13 protein-coding genes are annotated in these 14233 nt (G+C 73.3%); 8 read left to right on the plus strand and 5 right to left on the minus strand.

Annotated features, from left to right (window positions below; translation table 11 throughout):
- Positions 1 to 142 precede the first annotated feature (142 nt).
- Positions 143 to 1336: a glycoside hydrolase family 183 protein gene (locus tag IE267_RS37520; RefSeq protein ID WP_189766334.1), complete on the minus strand. Its 1194-nt coding sequence runs from the start codon at positions 1334 to 1336 to the stop codon at positions 143 to 145.
- A 352-nt stretch (positions 1337 to 1688) separates the two neighbouring features.
- Between IE267_RS37520 and IE267_RS37525 the strand changes: the two genes are divergently transcribed.
- Complete coding sequence (locus IE267_RS37525; RefSeq protein ID WP_167158707.1) at positions 1689 to 2108, plus strand: TOBE domain-containing protein; 420 nt, start codon at positions 1689 to 1691, stop codon at positions 2106 to 2108.
- An 80-nt stretch (positions 2109 to 2188) separates the two neighbouring features.
- Here IE267_RS37525 and IE267_RS37530 read toward each other — a convergent pair whose 3' ends face one another.
- Together IE267_RS37530 and IE267_RS37535 are read right to left on the minus strand one after the other, a co-directional pair.
- Complete coding sequence (locus tag IE267_RS37530) at positions 2189 to 2824, minus strand: LysE family translocator (protein ID WP_189766327.1); 636 nt, start codon at positions 2822 to 2824, stop codon at positions 2189 to 2191.
- Positions 2821 to 3561 carry a M24 family metallopeptidase gene (locus IE267_RS37535; RefSeq protein ID WP_229861649.1) on the minus strand — a complete coding sequence of 247 codons (741 nt, stop codon included), beginning with the start codon at positions 3559 to 3561 and terminating at the stop codon, positions 2821 to 2823. Before IE267_RS37535 ends, IE267_RS37530 begins: the two co-directional genes overlap by 4 nt.
- A gap of 340 nt (positions 3562 to 3901) precedes the next feature.
- Here IE267_RS37535 and IE267_RS37540 point away from each other — a divergent pair, with 340 nt between their 5' ends.
- Genes IE267_RS37540 through menC form a run of 3 tightly spaced genes read left to right on the plus strand, consistent with a single transcriptional unit; the run spans position 3902 to position 6920 of the window.
- Positions 3902 to 4984 (plus strand): M20 family metallopeptidase, encoded by a 1083-nt coding sequence (locus IE267_RS37540; protein ID WP_189766336.1) that lies wholly within the window; start codon positions 3902 to 3904, stop codon positions 4982 to 4984.
- Positions 4981 to 5811 carry a GNAT family N-acetyltransferase gene (locus tag IE267_RS37545; RefSeq protein WP_308428889.1) on the plus strand — a complete coding sequence of 277 codons (831 nt, stop codon included), beginning with the start codon at positions 4981 to 4983 and terminating at the stop codon, positions 5809 to 5811. The genes IE267_RS37540 and IE267_RS37545 overlap by 4 nt, the downstream gene beginning before the upstream one ends.
- A gap of 41 nt (positions 5812 to 5852) precedes the next feature.
- Positions 5853 to 6920, plus strand: coding sequence for an o-succinylbenzoate synthase (gene menC, locus IE267_RS37550; RefSeq protein WP_167159738.1), 1068 nt, complete (start codon positions 5853 to 5855; stop codon positions 6918 to 6920).
- Between the two features lie 76 nt (positions 6921 to 6996).
- Here the strand turns inward: menC and IE267_RS37555 are convergent, their stop codons facing one another.
- The gene (locus IE267_RS37555; RefSeq protein WP_189766328.1) at positions 6997 to 7560 is read right to left on the minus strand and encodes a histidine phosphatase family protein; all 564 of its coding nucleotides are present in this window, start codon (positions 7558 to 7560) and stop codon (positions 6997 to 6999) included.
- 157 nt (positions 7561 to 7717) lie between these two features.
- Here IE267_RS37555 and IE267_RS37560 point away from each other — a divergent pair, with 157 nt between their 5' ends.
- Positions 7718 to 8701 carry an ATP-binding cassette domain-containing protein gene (locus IE267_RS37560; protein ID WP_189766329.1) on the plus strand — a complete coding sequence of 328 codons (984 nt, stop codon included), beginning with the start codon at positions 7718 to 7720 and terminating at the stop codon, positions 8699 to 8701.
- Complete coding sequence (locus IE267_RS37565) at positions 8698 to 9492, plus strand: ABC transporter permease (protein ID WP_167158699.1); 795 nt, start codon at positions 8698 to 8700, stop codon at positions 9490 to 9492. Before IE267_RS37560 ends, IE267_RS37565 begins: the two co-directional genes overlap by 4 nt.
- On the opposite strand, the gene IE267_RS37570 is transcribed toward IE267_RS37565, so the two are convergent.
- Entirely contained in the window at positions 9470 to 12631 is a 3162-nt protein-coding gene (locus IE267_RS37570) for an ATP-binding protein (RefSeq protein ID WP_189766330.1), read from the minus strand. The genes IE267_RS37565 and IE267_RS37570 overlap by 23 nt on opposite strands.
- Positions 12632 to 12957: 326 nt before the next feature.
- On the opposite strand from IE267_RS37570, the gene IE267_RS37575 reads away from it, so the two are divergent.
- Both IE267_RS37575 and IE267_RS37580 read left to right on the plus strand, forming a co-directional pair.
- Positions 12958 to 13161 carry a cold-shock protein gene (locus tag IE267_RS37575; protein ID WP_031141049.1) on the plus strand — a complete coding sequence of 68 codons (204 nt, stop codon included), beginning with the start codon at positions 12958 to 12960 and terminating at the stop codon, positions 13159 to 13161.
- A 398-nt stretch (positions 13162 to 13559) separates the two neighbouring features.
- A partial coding sequence (locus tag IE267_RS37580; protein ID WP_189766331.1) for a DEAD/DEAH box helicase occupies positions 13560 to 14233 on the plus strand: 674 nt, incomplete at its 3' end.

Consider the following 14233-nt stretch of genomic DNA (forward strand, 5'->3'; position numbering starts at 1 on the left):
GCCCGCTCACTCACCAGTGGAACAAGCGTAGACCTGCGGCGGCGGCCATGGGTGAAAGCCCGCTCGTGCCACCCCCGCGTGACACCCGGGGACGCCCGAGCGGGCCCAGGGCTCCCTCGGCACGACGGCCCGACGCCGCGCGTCAGTGTCCGGGGAGGTGAACGGCTGTGAGGCCGCGGACCCGGAAGTGCATGACGCGGTAGGGCCACCCGGCCTCCGTGTTCCACTGACTGACCGTCAGATACAGATCGTCCAGGGTCGATCCGGGGATGACGTATCCGCCGTAGAGCTGGGCCACATGGGCGTCGTCCTCCCGGCCCCAGGCCGCTCCCCGGATCAGCGTCACGCGCTCCTCGGCGGTGGCCCCGCACACGGCGACAGGGGTGTCGAGGACGAGGGCGTCGATGCGGTAGTCGCCCTCGTTGAACCAGGTCAGCAGCCACCGGCCGTCGAGCGGCCGCAGACACATCTCCCCCACCCTGCCGTCCAGGACCGGGGTGGGCGGGTTGCCCCAGGCCCACCCCGCCGCCCGTCTGCCCCAGGACCGGTAGGCGGAAGGGTCGGTGATCCGGTCGGCGCGGACGCGGTGCAGGAGGGCGGGCTTGTCCCGCTGGAAGCCGGTCGACAGCACGTAGACGTAACCGTCGTCGGCGAGCGCCCACGTGAGGAGCTGGAACATCCCGCCGTGCAGGGTGCCCGGGAAGCGCGCGGCGGTGGGGTGCCAGGTCTCCCCCGCGTCGCGCGAGCGCCAGATCTCACTCCACCGGACGTTGCCGAAGCCCTGGTGCACCGCGACGTGCAGATACATGTCGGTGCCGATGGTGATCACGTCCGTGGGCAGCACGGTCGAGAAGGACGGGCCGTCGTGCGAGTACGGCCTCAGCTGCTGGGCATACCGCCCTCCCACCGCACCCGTCCAGGCGACGTTTCCGCCCAACTCGCCTGCCTCACCGACCGGTTCGCCGCCCCGCGACACGCGTCCGTAGAGCGCGACGGGCGAACGCCACCAGCCGCCTCCCACGCTCGCTCCCTCGAAGGTGTCCCCGAACACGAACAACAGGCGCCCGTCCGGCGCCCTGACGGGGATACCGAGATCGGCCGCGTCCATCCGGAAGCGCGTGGTGATCCCGGGGCCGGTCAGATCACCCACCTTCCGTACGACGAGGCTGCCGCCGCGCTCCCACCCGCTCAGCACCACAGGCCCGCCACCACCCTCGAATCCGCTCCGCGCCCGCGGCCGCCCGGCGGCCCGCGCGCCCAGCACCGTGCCGCCCGTCGAACCGCTCGCGGTCAATGCCCCCGCGGCCGCCCGCAACAGCACCGAACGCCTCAACATCCCGCTCAAGACCATCCGTCCGGTCCGCCGTCGAGGCCGCCGAACCCTCCTGGGAACCGGCCGGCCGCAGGGACACCGGCAGCCTCGCACACCGGATGCGCGCACCGGGGACGCCACGGCCGGGGCACCCCGTGGCGCGGAAGCCGGGTGCCGGGTGCCGGGTCGAAAGTCCTGGAAAACCGATGACCTTCGGGGTCGTCCGTTCTGCGAGCCACAAGGGCCGTTCGAGGTCGCGCATGCGACGGCCTCCGCACCGGGTTCCTTTCGCGGCATTAGCGTGTGAAGCACCGCAGGCCCACAGCCTGACAATCCCGTACGAATTCCGCACGAACTCTCTGTGAGGCGTTTCTTCATGAGCCTGAGCATCCGCAACCAGATCGCCGGCACCGTCACCGCCGTCACCACCGGTGAGGCCATGGCTACGGTCAAGGTCCGTCTCACGGGCGGGCAGAACATCACCGCCGCGATCACCACCGAGGCCGTCAAGGAGCTCGGTCTGGCCGAGGGCTCCGCGGTCAAGGCCCTCGTGAAGTCCACCGAGGTCTCCCTCGCGACCGGTCCCGTCGAGGGCCTGTCCATCCGCAACCAGATCGCCGGCACCGTCGCCGACGTGGCCACCGGTGGCGCCATGGCGTCCGTCAAGGTCGACGTCGAGGGTGGCGAGCTGACCTCCGCCATCACCAAGGACGCCGTCGAGGCGCTCAAGCTGACGGCCGGCTCGTCCGTCGTCGCGCTGATCAAGTCGACCGAGATCTCCCTCGCGGCCGCCTGATCCCGCCCGCCCCGGCACGAAGGGCCTCACATCCGTACGGGTGTGAGGCCCTTCGGCGTACTGCGACGAACGCGCGCGGCCTACGCCCGGGCGGCGTCCACCGCCGTGACCACGCCGAGGGCGATCAGCGCACCGCCCGCCGTGCCCTCCAGGCCCCGGGCCACCCGCGGGCGGCGCAGCCACGTCATCAGACCGCCCGCGCCGAAGGACACGAGCACCAGCCACCCGGCGGCGATCACCGCGTCGATGACGCCGAACAGCATCGTGGTGGCCAGGACCGAGCGGCCCTCCGGCAGGAACTGTGGAGCCACCGCCACGAAGAAGATCCCGACCTTCGGGTTGAGCAGACAGCTCGCCAGGCCCTGACGAAGCCCCCGCGCGACGGACACCCGCCCGGCTCCGGCGGACGGGGGCGGCCCGCCGACGGCCCCGTCGCGCAGCGACCGCAGGGCCTGCACGCCCAGGAACACCAGGTACGCCGCCCCGACCAGCCGGACGGCCGTGAAAGCCGCGTCCCACCGCTGCAGCGCGGCGGCGAGACCGACGGCCGCCGCCGCTGCCCACACCAGGGACCCCAGCGCGGCCCCGATCGCGGTCGCCGCGCCCGCCCGACGCCCGCCCCGCAGGCAGTTGCGCAGCACCAGGAGCAGGTCGGGCCCCGGTACGACGGTCACCACCAGCGCGAACAGCGCGAAGCCGAGCAGGGCCGCGGTCACGCCAGGTCCAGCAACTGCTCGTAGAAGCCGCCGAATCCGCGGTGCCGGTCGACGAAGTGCAGCTCCAGAATCCAGTGGCAGACCCGGCCCGAACGGCTGGTGCGGCGCAGCGGGTTGCCGTTGTCCGGAGTGATGTAGGACTCGGCCTTCGCGCCGTCGTTGGTCTCGTGCGGGAACTCCCCCACCAGGTGGCCCGCGTGCCAGATGCCGATCTCCCAGCCCGCCTCGGCGGCCAGCCGCTCCACCTCGGCGTACAGCTGCTTGCCGGTGATGCGGGGGTCGGCCGCGAACGCGGCGCGTCCGGCGTCGAAGACGCGCGGCAGGTCGGCGAGGAGACGGTGCTTGTGCGGGTCGTCGCCGAAGACGTAGGTACGGCCGAAGTCGGCCTCGTACTCCTCGAAGATCGGGCCGAAGTCGGCGAAGGCGATGTCGTCCTCGCCGATGATCCGGTCCGGCGGGTTGTCCCGGTAGGGGACCAGGGTGTTGGGCCCGGAGCGGATGATCCGCTTGTGCCAGTGCTTGGTCGTGCCGAACATGTCGTTGGCCAGGTCCCGGATGCGGTCGCTCGCCTCGCGCTCTCCCACCCCGGGCGCGACGAGCCCCCGCGCCTCCACCTCGGCGAACAGCGCGACGGCCTTCGCCTGCGCCGCCACGAGCCCCTCGACCCGCCGGGCCTCGGCCGCTCCGGGCTCAAGGCGCCGGTCGTCGGCCGCCGCTCCGCAATGGTCAACCGCCATGCCAAGTCCCCCGTATCTTGCGATGCTTGAGCCCCGACCCAGGGTGTCCTCGCGAGGCGCACAAGCCACCCTAACCGACCCCTGGGGCACGCATCTGCGGCCCGGCGGGCCCGGCCCCGCCGCCGTCGGCGCACCCGCCGCAGGACCCGGCGACCGGCCGCCGGGCCGGTCCTGTCCGGGTTCGTTCCGGCGGACGAATCCCGGCCGCAGACCGTGGCCCGCACACCAACTCCCGGTCCGGCGGACTGCCTAGCGTGGGAGGCACCCCACCGTCTGGAGGCTCCCCGTGCAGGCCGACCCCGTGACCCGTCCCGCCCCGCCGCCGCCCGCGCTCGGCGCGATGCTCACCGACCTCGAAGAACTCGTGTCGTGCGAGTCGTACTCAGCCGATCACGCGGCCGTGGCCCGCAGCGCCCGGGTGGTGGCCGAGCAGGGCACCCGGCTGCTCGGGGCGCGGCCCGAGACGATCGTGAGCGGCGGGGTCAGCCATGTGCGGTGGAGCTTCGGGACACCCCGCGTGCTGCTCCTCGGCCACCACGACACCGTGTGGCCGATCGGCAGCCTCGCGACGCACCCCTTCTCGGTGCGGCAGGGCATCGCGCGCGGCCCGGGCGTCTTCGACATGAAGGCGGGCCTGGTCCAGATGTTCCACGCGCTGGCCCGACTGCCGTCCCTGAACGGCGTCTGCGTCCTGGTGACCGGCGACGAGGAAGTCGGTTCGGACACCTCGCGTGCGCTCATCGAGGAGACCGCGCGCGCCTGCCGGGCCGCCCTCGTCCTGGAGGCCGCCGCCGCCGGCGGCGCCCTGAAGACCGCCCGCAAGGGCGTGTCCCACTACGAGCTCACCGTGCACGGCCGCGCCGCCCACTCCGGGCTCGACCCCGAGAAGGGCATCAACGCGGCCGTCGAACTGGCCCATCACCTCCTCGCCCTGGGGCCCCTCACCGACGCCGTGACCGCTCGTACGGGGCCGGGCACCACCATCACGCCCACGGTGATGTCGGCCGGCACCACCGCCAACACCGTCCCGGCCCGTGCCGAGCTGAGCATCGACGTCCGCGTACCGACTCCGGCCGCGCAGCAGGCCGTCGACGAGCTCATCCGGTCCCTGGCACCCCACCACCCCGGGGCCCGCCTCGACATCGGGGGCGGCCCCAACCGGCCGCCCCTGGACGCCGGGAGTTCCGCCGAACTGTTCGCACTGGCAGCGGAGTTGGCGGTCGCGTCCGGGCTCGGCACGCTGGCGGCGGCCGCCGTCGGCGGCGCGTCCGACGGCAACTACACGGCCGGAGCGGGCTGCCCCACCCTGGACGGGCTGGGCGCCGTCGGCGACGGGGCCCACGCCGACCACGAGCATGTGGTGACCGCCGCGATGCCGCCCCGCACCCAGCTCCTCGCCGACCTCGTCGGAGCCCTCCTGTGACCGCCCCCGGCCCCGGTGCCCCCGACGTCCGCGAGCTCCACTCCATGGCCGATCTCGACGCGACGGCCCACCTGTTCGCGGAGATCTGGGGTACCCCGCCGAGCGGTGCCCCGATCTCCGCCGAGATCATGCGCGCGCTGTCGCACGCCGGGAACTATGTAGCCGGCGCCTACGAAAACGGCCGACTGGTGGGGGCGTCCGTGGCCTTCTTCGGCGAGCCCGCCGGCACCACCCTGCACTCCCACATCACGGGCATCACGGGCACCACGGCGGGCCGGGGCATCGGCCTCGCCCTCAAGCTGCACCAGCGCCGGTGGGCCCTGACGCGCGGTCTGAAGCGGATCACCTGGACGTACGACCCGCTGATCCGCCGCAACGCCCACTTCAACCTCACCAAGCTCGGCGCCCGCCCGGAGGAATACCTGCGCTCCTTCTACGGCGCGATGGACGACGCCATCAACGGCGGCGACGAGTCCGACCGGGTCCTCGCCGCCTGGGATCTGGCCGCCCCGCTTCCGGCCCCCGACACCCCGGGCATCCCGCTGCCCGCGGGCGCCGTCCACGTGCTGCGCGAGGTGGACGAGCGGCCCCGACCGACCGATGCCGAAGGCGAGTTCGTCGTCATCGAACTGCCCGGCGACATCGAAAGCCTGCGCCGCACCGACCCCGCGGCCGCCCGCGCCTGGCGGCACGCCCTCCGTCACACCCTGGGGGACCTGCTCGCCGACGGCGCCCGTGTGCTCGGCCTCCACGACCGGCGCGGCTACGTCGTCCACCGCACCCCCACCTCGACCCCCGACCGCCTCTCCACCGGGAGCAACCCGTGACCCAGACGAAGATCTCCGGCATCGAACTGCGCCGGATCGCGATGCCGCTCGTCGCCCCGTTCCGCACCTCCTTCGGCGTCGAGACCAGCCGCGACGTGCTGCTCGTCCGTGTCGTCACACCGGACGGGGAGGGCTGGGCCGAATGCGCCGCGATGTCCGAGCCGCGCTACTGCTCCGAGTACGTCGACGGAGCTCAGGACGTACTGCGCAGGTTCCTCATCCCGGCCCTGCCCAAGGACGGCGTGGACGCGGCCGCCGTGGGCCGGGCCCTGGAGCCGTTCACGGGGCACCGCATGGCGAAGTCGGCCCTGGAGAGCGCGGTTCTCGACGCCCGGCTCCGGTCCACCGGGGAGTCGTTCGGCTCCTATCTCGGCGCCTCCCGGGACCGGGTGCCGTGCGGGGTGTCGGTCGGCATCATGGACTCGGTCCCCGAGCTCCTCGACGCCGTCGAACGCTACGTGGCCGAGGGCTATGTCCGGATCAAGCTGAAGATCGAGCCGGGCTGGGACGTCGAGCCGGTGCGGGCCGTGCGCGAGCGCTTCGGCGACGCGCTGCTGCTCCAGGTCGACGCGAACGCCGCCTACACGCTCGTGGACGCCCAACACCTGGCCGGACTGGACGAGTTCGGGCTCCTGCTCATCGAGCAGCCCCTCGCCAACGACGACCTGGTGCAGCACGCCCAGCTCGCCCGCCTGCTGCGCACACCGGTCTGTCTGGACGAGTCCATCGAGTCGGCGGCGCACGCCGCGGCAGCCATCTCGCTCGGCGCCTGCTCGATCATCAACGTCAAGCCGGCCCGGGTCGGCGGCTATCTGGAGGCCCGCCGCATCCACGACGTGGCCCGCGCCCACGGCGTCCCGGTGTGGTGCGGCGGCATGCTGGAGACCGGCATCGGCCGTGCCGCCAACATCGCCCTCGCCGCGCTTCCCGGCTTCACCCTGCCCGGCGACACCTCCGGCTCCCACCGGTACTTCGCCACCGACATCACCGAGCCGTTCGTCCTGGCCGACGGCCACCTGACGGTCCCGACCGGCCCGGGCCTCGGCACCGAGCCGCTGCCCGACGTACTGGACGCGGTGACCACGTCGAAGGAGTGGATATCCCTCTGAGCCGGCGCCCGCGGCCCGCTCCCTGAGCCCGCCCTCCGCCCGGGCCCCCACGCGCGCCGGGGCCGACCCCCCGCCTTCACAGCGGCCGCCCCGCCCGCAGGTTCCAGCGGCCGGCGTGGCCGCTCAGCTCCGTCGCGGTCAGCGGGGGCACATCGATCCGCCAGAACGCGGACAGGGGCGCGTCCAACGCCCGCAGCACCAGGGCCCGTACGATCTCGGGCTCCACCACCGCGAGGGTGCGCCCGGCGTCCTCGGCGGCCCCGTCCAGCCAGGCGGCCGCGCGCGCGCACAGCTGCGCCACCGATTCGCCGCCGTGCGGCGCGGCCGACGGGTCACCGAGCCAGGCGCCGACCGCCTCGGGCTCGGCCGTGCCCACCTCGTCCAGGGTCAGCCCGCGCCAGCGGCCCACGTCGAGGGCGGCCAGCTCGGCCACGTCCGCGGCGCCCGGGCCGAGCGCCGCCGCCGTCTGCCGGCAGCGGGCCGTCGGGGAGGTCAGCAACCGCCCGACGGCGGGCAGCGAGTCCGCCGCCGCCCGGGCCGCGGCGAGCCCGGCGTCCTCCAGCGGGCCGCCGTCGTCGAAGCGCGCCTCCCGAAGGGCCCGGCTGAAGGCGGGCGACACCAGCACAAGGCGGACCGTCATGACACTCCCCCGACCTCGACTCCGTATGGTCGCGCCACTGTATGCCGGACGCCCGCCCCTGCCACGGGCAGCCTCACCCACCGCGCTCTCACCCCGCGAGAGCTGCTGAAACCGGCCTGAAACCGCCCTGAACCGGGTCGGCCGCAAGCTCTGCGGCATGACAACGACGACGCACGAACTCGCCATCGAGGCCACCGGGCTTCGCAAGGCCTACGGGGACAAGACGGTCCTCGACGGCATCGACCTGGCCGTCCCGGCCGGCACCGTCTTCTCGCTGCTCGGCCCGAACGGCGCGGGCAAGACCACCGCGGTGCAGATCCTCTCCACCCTCGTCTCCGCCGACGCCGGGACACTGCGCGTCGGCGGCCACGACCTGGCCACCGACCCCCAGGCGGTACGCGCCGCGATCGGGGTCACCGGGCAGTTCTCGGCGGTGGACAACCTGATCACCGGCGAGGAGAACATGCTCCTCATGGCCGACCTGAACCACCTGTCGCGCCGCGAGGGCCGCCGGGTCGGCGCCGAACTCCTGGAGCGCTTCGACCTGGTCGAAGCGGCGAAGAAGCCCGCCTCCACCTACTCCGGCGGCATGCGCCGGCGCCTCGACATCGCGATGACCCTGGTCGGCAGCCCGCGGATCATCTTCCTCGACGAGCCGACCACCGGACTCGACCCGCGCAGCCGGCACAACATGTGGAACATCATCCGCGGCCTGGTCGCGGGCGGCGTCACCGTGTTCCTCACCACCCAGTACCTCGACGAGGCCGACCAACTGGCCGACAGCATCGCGGTGTTGAACGGCGGCAAGCTCGTCGCCCAGGGCACCGCGCACGAGCTCAAGCGGCTCGTCCCCGGCGGCCACGTCCGGCTCCGGTTCACCGGACCGCGGGCCTACGAGAACGCGGCCTCGGCCCTGCGCGAGGCGACCCGCGACGACGAGTCGCTTTCGCTGCAGATCCCGAGCGGCGGCAGCCAGCGCGAGCTGCGCGCCATCCTCGACTGGCTGGACTCGGCCGAGATCGAGGCCGACGAGCTGACCGTGCACACCCCGGACCTCGACGACGTCTTCTTCGCCCTGACCAGCCACCCCACCACCGGCCCCGCCACCGTCCCGGCCGCCCTGAAGGAGAACCAGCGATGAGCTCCCTTTCCCTCGCCCTGCGCGACTCCTCGACGATGCTGCGCCGCAACCTCCTGCACGCCCGGCGCTATCCGTCGCTCACCCTGAACCTGCTGCTCACGCCGATCATGCTGCTGCTGCTCTTCGTCTACATCTTCGGCGACACCATGAGCGTGGGCATCGGCGGCGGCGGTCCCGACCGCGCCAAGTACATCGCCTACATCGTCCCCGGTCTGCTCCTGATGACCATCGGCAGCACCGTCGTCGGCACCGCGATCTCCGTCTCCAACGACATGACCGAGGGCATCGTCGCCCGCTTCCGCACCATGGCGATCCACCGCGGCTCGGTGATCGTGGGACACGTCATCGGCAGCGTCCTGCAGTCGGTCCTGAGCGTGGTCCTCGTCGGCGCCGTCGGCGTGGCCATCGGCTTCCGCTCCACGGACGCCACCGTGATCGAGTGGTTCGCGGCCTTCGGACTGCTCGTGCTCTTCGCCCTCTCGCTGACCTGGATCGCCGTCGGCATGGGCCTGATCAGCCCGAACGCCGAGGCCGCCAGCAACAACGCGATGCCGCTGATCCTGCTGCCGCTCCTGTCCAGCGCCTTCGTGCCGCTGCACTCGATGCCGGGCTGGTTCCAGCCGGTCGCCCAGTACCAGCCGTTCACCCCGGCCATCGAGACCCTGCGCGGCCTGCTCCTCGGCACGGAGATCGGCAACAACGGCTGGCTCGCCATCGGCTGGTCCCTCGGGCTCACCGTGCTCGGCTACTTCTGGTCGAAGGCCAAGTTCAACAGCGACCCGCAGCGCTGATGCCGCGCAGCACCGAAACGGCGGTCTCCTCCAACGCCTCGCGCCCCAGGGCGGCGTACTCCGACACCGCGTCGGCGTACGCCGCCCCGTCGGCGTCCTCGGCCGACTGCCGGGCCCGGGCCGCGGACATCGTCGGGAAGTCCCGGTGCACCCGCATCCGTTCGGCGAGCGCGAGCAGCCGCACCCCCTTCGTCCTGCCGCGCGCGAGCTCGGCCAGGCCGATGGCCAGCAGCATCGTGCCGGACACCGGCAGCTCGGCCGGGCTGCCCTCGTCCCGCGGACGGGAGAGCAACTCCCCTGCCCGCCGGGCCAGTTCGTCCGCCAGGTCCGCGACCGGTTCGAGGCGCCCGTGCCGGGCGTGCGCGGCGACGGCCGTCGACTGGATCTGCAGCGACCACGTGCCCACGAACGGGTCGTCGGGATACAGCGCGTCGGCCTCGCGCAGCTGCACCACCGCCTGCCGCCACAGCCCGAGCCCCACCTCGGTCAGCCCCCTGAGCAGGGCGATCTCCGCCCGGGAGCCCAGTTCGGCGCTGAACACCTTGGCCACCTCCGGAGGCTGCTCCAGGGCCGCGAGCTCCAGCCAGCGCTCGGCCTCGTCGAGCTCGCCGCGCTGCAGGCACGCCAGGACCAGCGACCAGCGCACCCCGGCCGAGTCGTACCAGCCGGCCGCGTCCGCCCAGTCGCCGGTCCGCTCCAGTACGTCCATCGACGCCATCAGGTGCCGGTACGCCTCCTCGCCGCGCTCGGTCTGCAGGCACAGCTCGCTGATACGGCCGTGGCCCAGCATCTCGGTGGCCGGATTGCCCAGCGAGGTCAGGGCGTCGAGCCCGCGGCGGGCCGATTCGAGGGCGCGGTCCACATCGCGCTCGTACTCCCACACATAGCTGGCGAAGCACTCGGCGACACCCGCGAGCAGGGCGCTCCCGGATGCGCACAGCTCCCGCAGCCTCGTGTAGTGCGGCGGGTGCACCTCGGGCAGGGCGCGAAGGACCGCGTCGAGGGCCCGCATCAGTGTGTCGGGCTCGGCGGGCGGCAGCCGGCGCAGGGTCACCAACTGCCTTACGGCGTGCGGTCCGTAGCCCATGAAGAGGCTGAGCGTGCACACCACGGCCGCGCTGCGGGCGGGTTCGACGTCGTCGGGGCCGGGGCGGAAGTGCGAGAGCGGTCCCGCCGTGTCCGCGGCGAGGCCGGTCAGACGGCTGTAGTTGGAGTCGGTGGCCCACAGCGAGGCGAGCACGGCGGTCAGGCCCGCGAGGGTGGGCCCGTCGTCACGGGCCAGTGCGTGCCGCAGCGCGAGGGAGAGGTTGTCCTGCTCGCGCCGGGTGAGCTCCCAGGACCGCAGCGAGTCGGGGCTGAACAGGGCGTCGTGGTGGGCCCGGCCGAAGTCCCTCGCCCAAGCGAGGAACCGGTCGGTGACGGCCTCCTCCTCGGCGGCCCCCTCCCGGCGCCCCGCGCTGAACTCCCGCACGGTCTCCAGCATGTGGAAGCGCACCCCGGACGTGGTGTCGGCCGCCTTGATCAGCGACTGGTCGGCGAGCTGCTCCAGGAGGAACAGCGCGTCGTCGTCGCCCAGGACGTGCTCGGCCGCGTCCTCGCTGAAGCCGCCGGGGAACACCGAAAGGACCCGCAGGGCCGCCTGGGCCTCGGGTTCGAGCAGGTTCCAGCTCCACTCGACGACGGCCCGCAGGGTGCGGTGCCGCTCGGGCACGTCACGGCCGCCCCCGCGCAGCAGCGCGAACCGGTCCCGCAGCCGCCGCGCGATCTCCGGCACGGAGAGCACCCGTACGCGCGCGGCCGCCAGCTCCACGGCGAGCGGAAGGCCGTCCAGCTGGCGGCACAGCTCCTCGACCGCCCCCACGGGCAGCTCGGCGTCCGGCCGCGCGGCCCGGGCCCGCTGGGCGAACAGCTCGACCGTCGAGACGAGGCCGAGCTCGGGCAGCGCGTACACGGACTCGGAGGTCAGACCGAGCGGCGCCCGGCTGGTGGCGAGCACCCGCAGCTCCTTGGAGCCGGACACCAGGGCCCGTACCAGTTCGGCGGCGCCCCGGATGACGTGCTCGCAGTTGTCGAGCACCAGGAGCGCGGGGCCGGGGCCGAGCGCCCCGACGATGCCCGCGACGACCCCGGCGGTCCCGGGCAGGTTGCGGGCCGGGGTGGCGCCGAGCGCCGAGGCGACCTCGGCCACCACGTCGTCGTCGGCGGTGACACCGGCCAGCGGCACGAAGTGCACGACCCGCTGGGTGGCCCGTCGGCCCACCGCGTGCGCGATCCGGGTCTTGCCGAGGCCGCCGGGGCCGGCGACGGTGACGACCCGGGCGCGGTCGAGGAGTCCGGCGATCGCCGCGAGGTCGCCGTCCCGGCCGAGCAGCGGGTTCGGTTCGTGCAGCACCCCGTGGCGCACCAGGGGGGCCTCGCCGCGCAGCAACTCCTGGTGCAGGGCGGCCAGTTCGGGCCCCGGGTCGGCACCGAGCTCGTCGCGCAGGGCGCGGCGGTAGAGGTCGTACCGGGTCAGGGCGGCGGCCGGTCCCGCGGTGGCGGCCTCGCAGCGCAGCAGCTCAGCCAACACCTCCTCGTCGCGCGGCAGTTCACGGGCGAGCTGGGCCAGCGGCCGGACCGCGTCCGCCTTGCGGCCGAGCCGGGCGAGCGCGAGTGCGCGGCAGCGCACGAGGGTGCGGTGGGCGCCGCCGCGCGCGCGGCGCAGCGCGGCCACGGGGTCGTGCAGGTCCTCGCCGTCCCCGCTCGCGACGACGCCGTCCCACAGGGCGAGCCCCGCCTCCGCCTCGGCGAGCGCATCGCCGTGCGCACCGGCGCGGGCCCGCGCCTCGGCGGCCGCCGCGCGCAGCGGCAGGGCCGAGCTGTCGACCTGCTCCTCGGTGAGCGCGAGGCGGTAGCCGGCCGGGGTGCTGGCGACGACGTCGGGGCCGAGCTGCGAGCGCAGCCGTGACACCAGTACCTGCACCGCCTTGCCGGGCCGTTCGGGCAGCTCGTCGTCCCACAGCCCCTCGACGAGCCGCCCGGTGCTGCATCCGGCCCGCAGGTCCTCGGCGAGCAGCGCGAGGAGCCCGCGCAGCCGGGGCGCGGTCACCTCCTGGCCGCGGTAGGCGACGCGCGTAAGCAAGGTCAACTCGGTGGTCACCCGTGCAGAGTAGTCAGCGCACGGCCCGCGGGACCCCTCCCGGCCCAACCCGCCTGACGTCCGGGGGCCGTTGTGCCGCACCGGAAAACGCCGTCCGGCCCTCGCCGCGGTGCGCGTATATCTGTCACGGCCGCACAAGAATTAATTGTCGCGGCCTCACCAGAATTTCTCGCGCGACCGGCCGAGCAGAATTATTGACCATGCTTCTGCGATTGCGCCGTGCTACTGTCGATATCAGTTGCAGTTGTGGTTCCCAGCAGGGCAATCATCACAGTGACGCGGAGTCCGCACGGCGTGGTCTCCGAAATTGCCCCAAGGAGAATGACATGGCTGCAGGTACCGTGAAGTGGTTCAACGCGGAAAAGGGCTTCGGCTTCATCGAGCAGGACGGTGGCGGTCCGGACGTGTTCGCCCACTACTCGAACATCGCCGCCCAGGGCTTCCGTGAGCTCCAGGAAGGCCAGAAGGTCAACTTCGACATCGCGCAGGGCCAGAAGGGCCCGACCGCCGAGAACATCGTTCCGGCCTGATCGTCGACACGCACTTCGCAGCTGGGGCCCGCACCTTGGGGTGCGGGCCCCGGCTCGTCGCGTTTTCGGGCCCGACCGCCCGTCCCGCTGGCCCTCGCGCCCGCCACGACGGCTTCGCGCCCGTTCCGCCGTGAGCACCTGACCGGCGAGAACGCACCCCACGCAGCACCCCGAGCAGCACCGCACCACCCCGGATCGACCGCGCGCCCCGCCGCACGGCAGGGACCGCCCGCCCACGGCGCCCGGGATTTTCTTCGCACCTCATCACAGCGATGCGCCCCGAATATCGAATTCGGCCCGATGCGCTTTCGCATCCGCCCGGCTCGTTCTTGCGATTCCCCGTACTGTGCTTTCTCCCGGGAATTCCTCGATGCGTGCCGTATCAAGGAAGGTTCCGCATGAACCGCACCCGTACGAACGATCGCTACAGCCGCACCAATAACTCCGGCGGCTCCGGCGCCCCGCGCGGCGGCAGCCGCTTCGGCTCCTCCGGCTCTTCCGGCGGCTCCGGCCGGTTCGGCTCCTCCGGCCGCTCCGGCTCCTCGGGCCGCTCGGGCGGTTACGGCCGCCGCTCCTCCGGCCCCCAGGGCGAGTTCGCGCTGCCGGTCACCATCACCCCGGCGCTGCCCGCCGTCGAGGCCTTCGCCGAACTCGCGCTTCCTGCCCAGCTGTTGGCCGAGCTCGCCCAGCAGGGCCTCAGCGTCCCGTTCCCCATTCAGGGCGCGACGCTGCCGAACTCGCTCGCGGGCCGTGACGTGCTCGGCCGTGGCCGCACCGGCTCCGGCAAGACCCTCGCCTTCGGCCTCGCGATGCTCACCCGCACGGCGGGCCGCCGCGCCGAGCCCCGCCAGCCGCTCGCTTTGGTCCTCGTCCCCACGCGTGAGCTGGCCCAGCAGGTCACCGATGCGCTGACCCCGTATGCCCGGGCCCTGCGGCTGCGGCTGGCGACGGTCGTCGGCGGGATGTCGATCGGGCGGCAGGCGGGTGCGCTGCGTTCGGGTGCGGAAGTCGTGGTGGCGACGCCGGGCCGGCTCAAGGACCTGATCGAGCGCCGGGACTGCCGTCTGGACCA

The organism is Streptomyces xanthochromogenes, from assembly GCF_014650455.1.
Classification (GTDB): Bacteria; Actinomycetota; Actinomycetes; order Streptomycetales; family Streptomycetaceae; genus Streptomyces; species Streptomyces xanthochromogenes.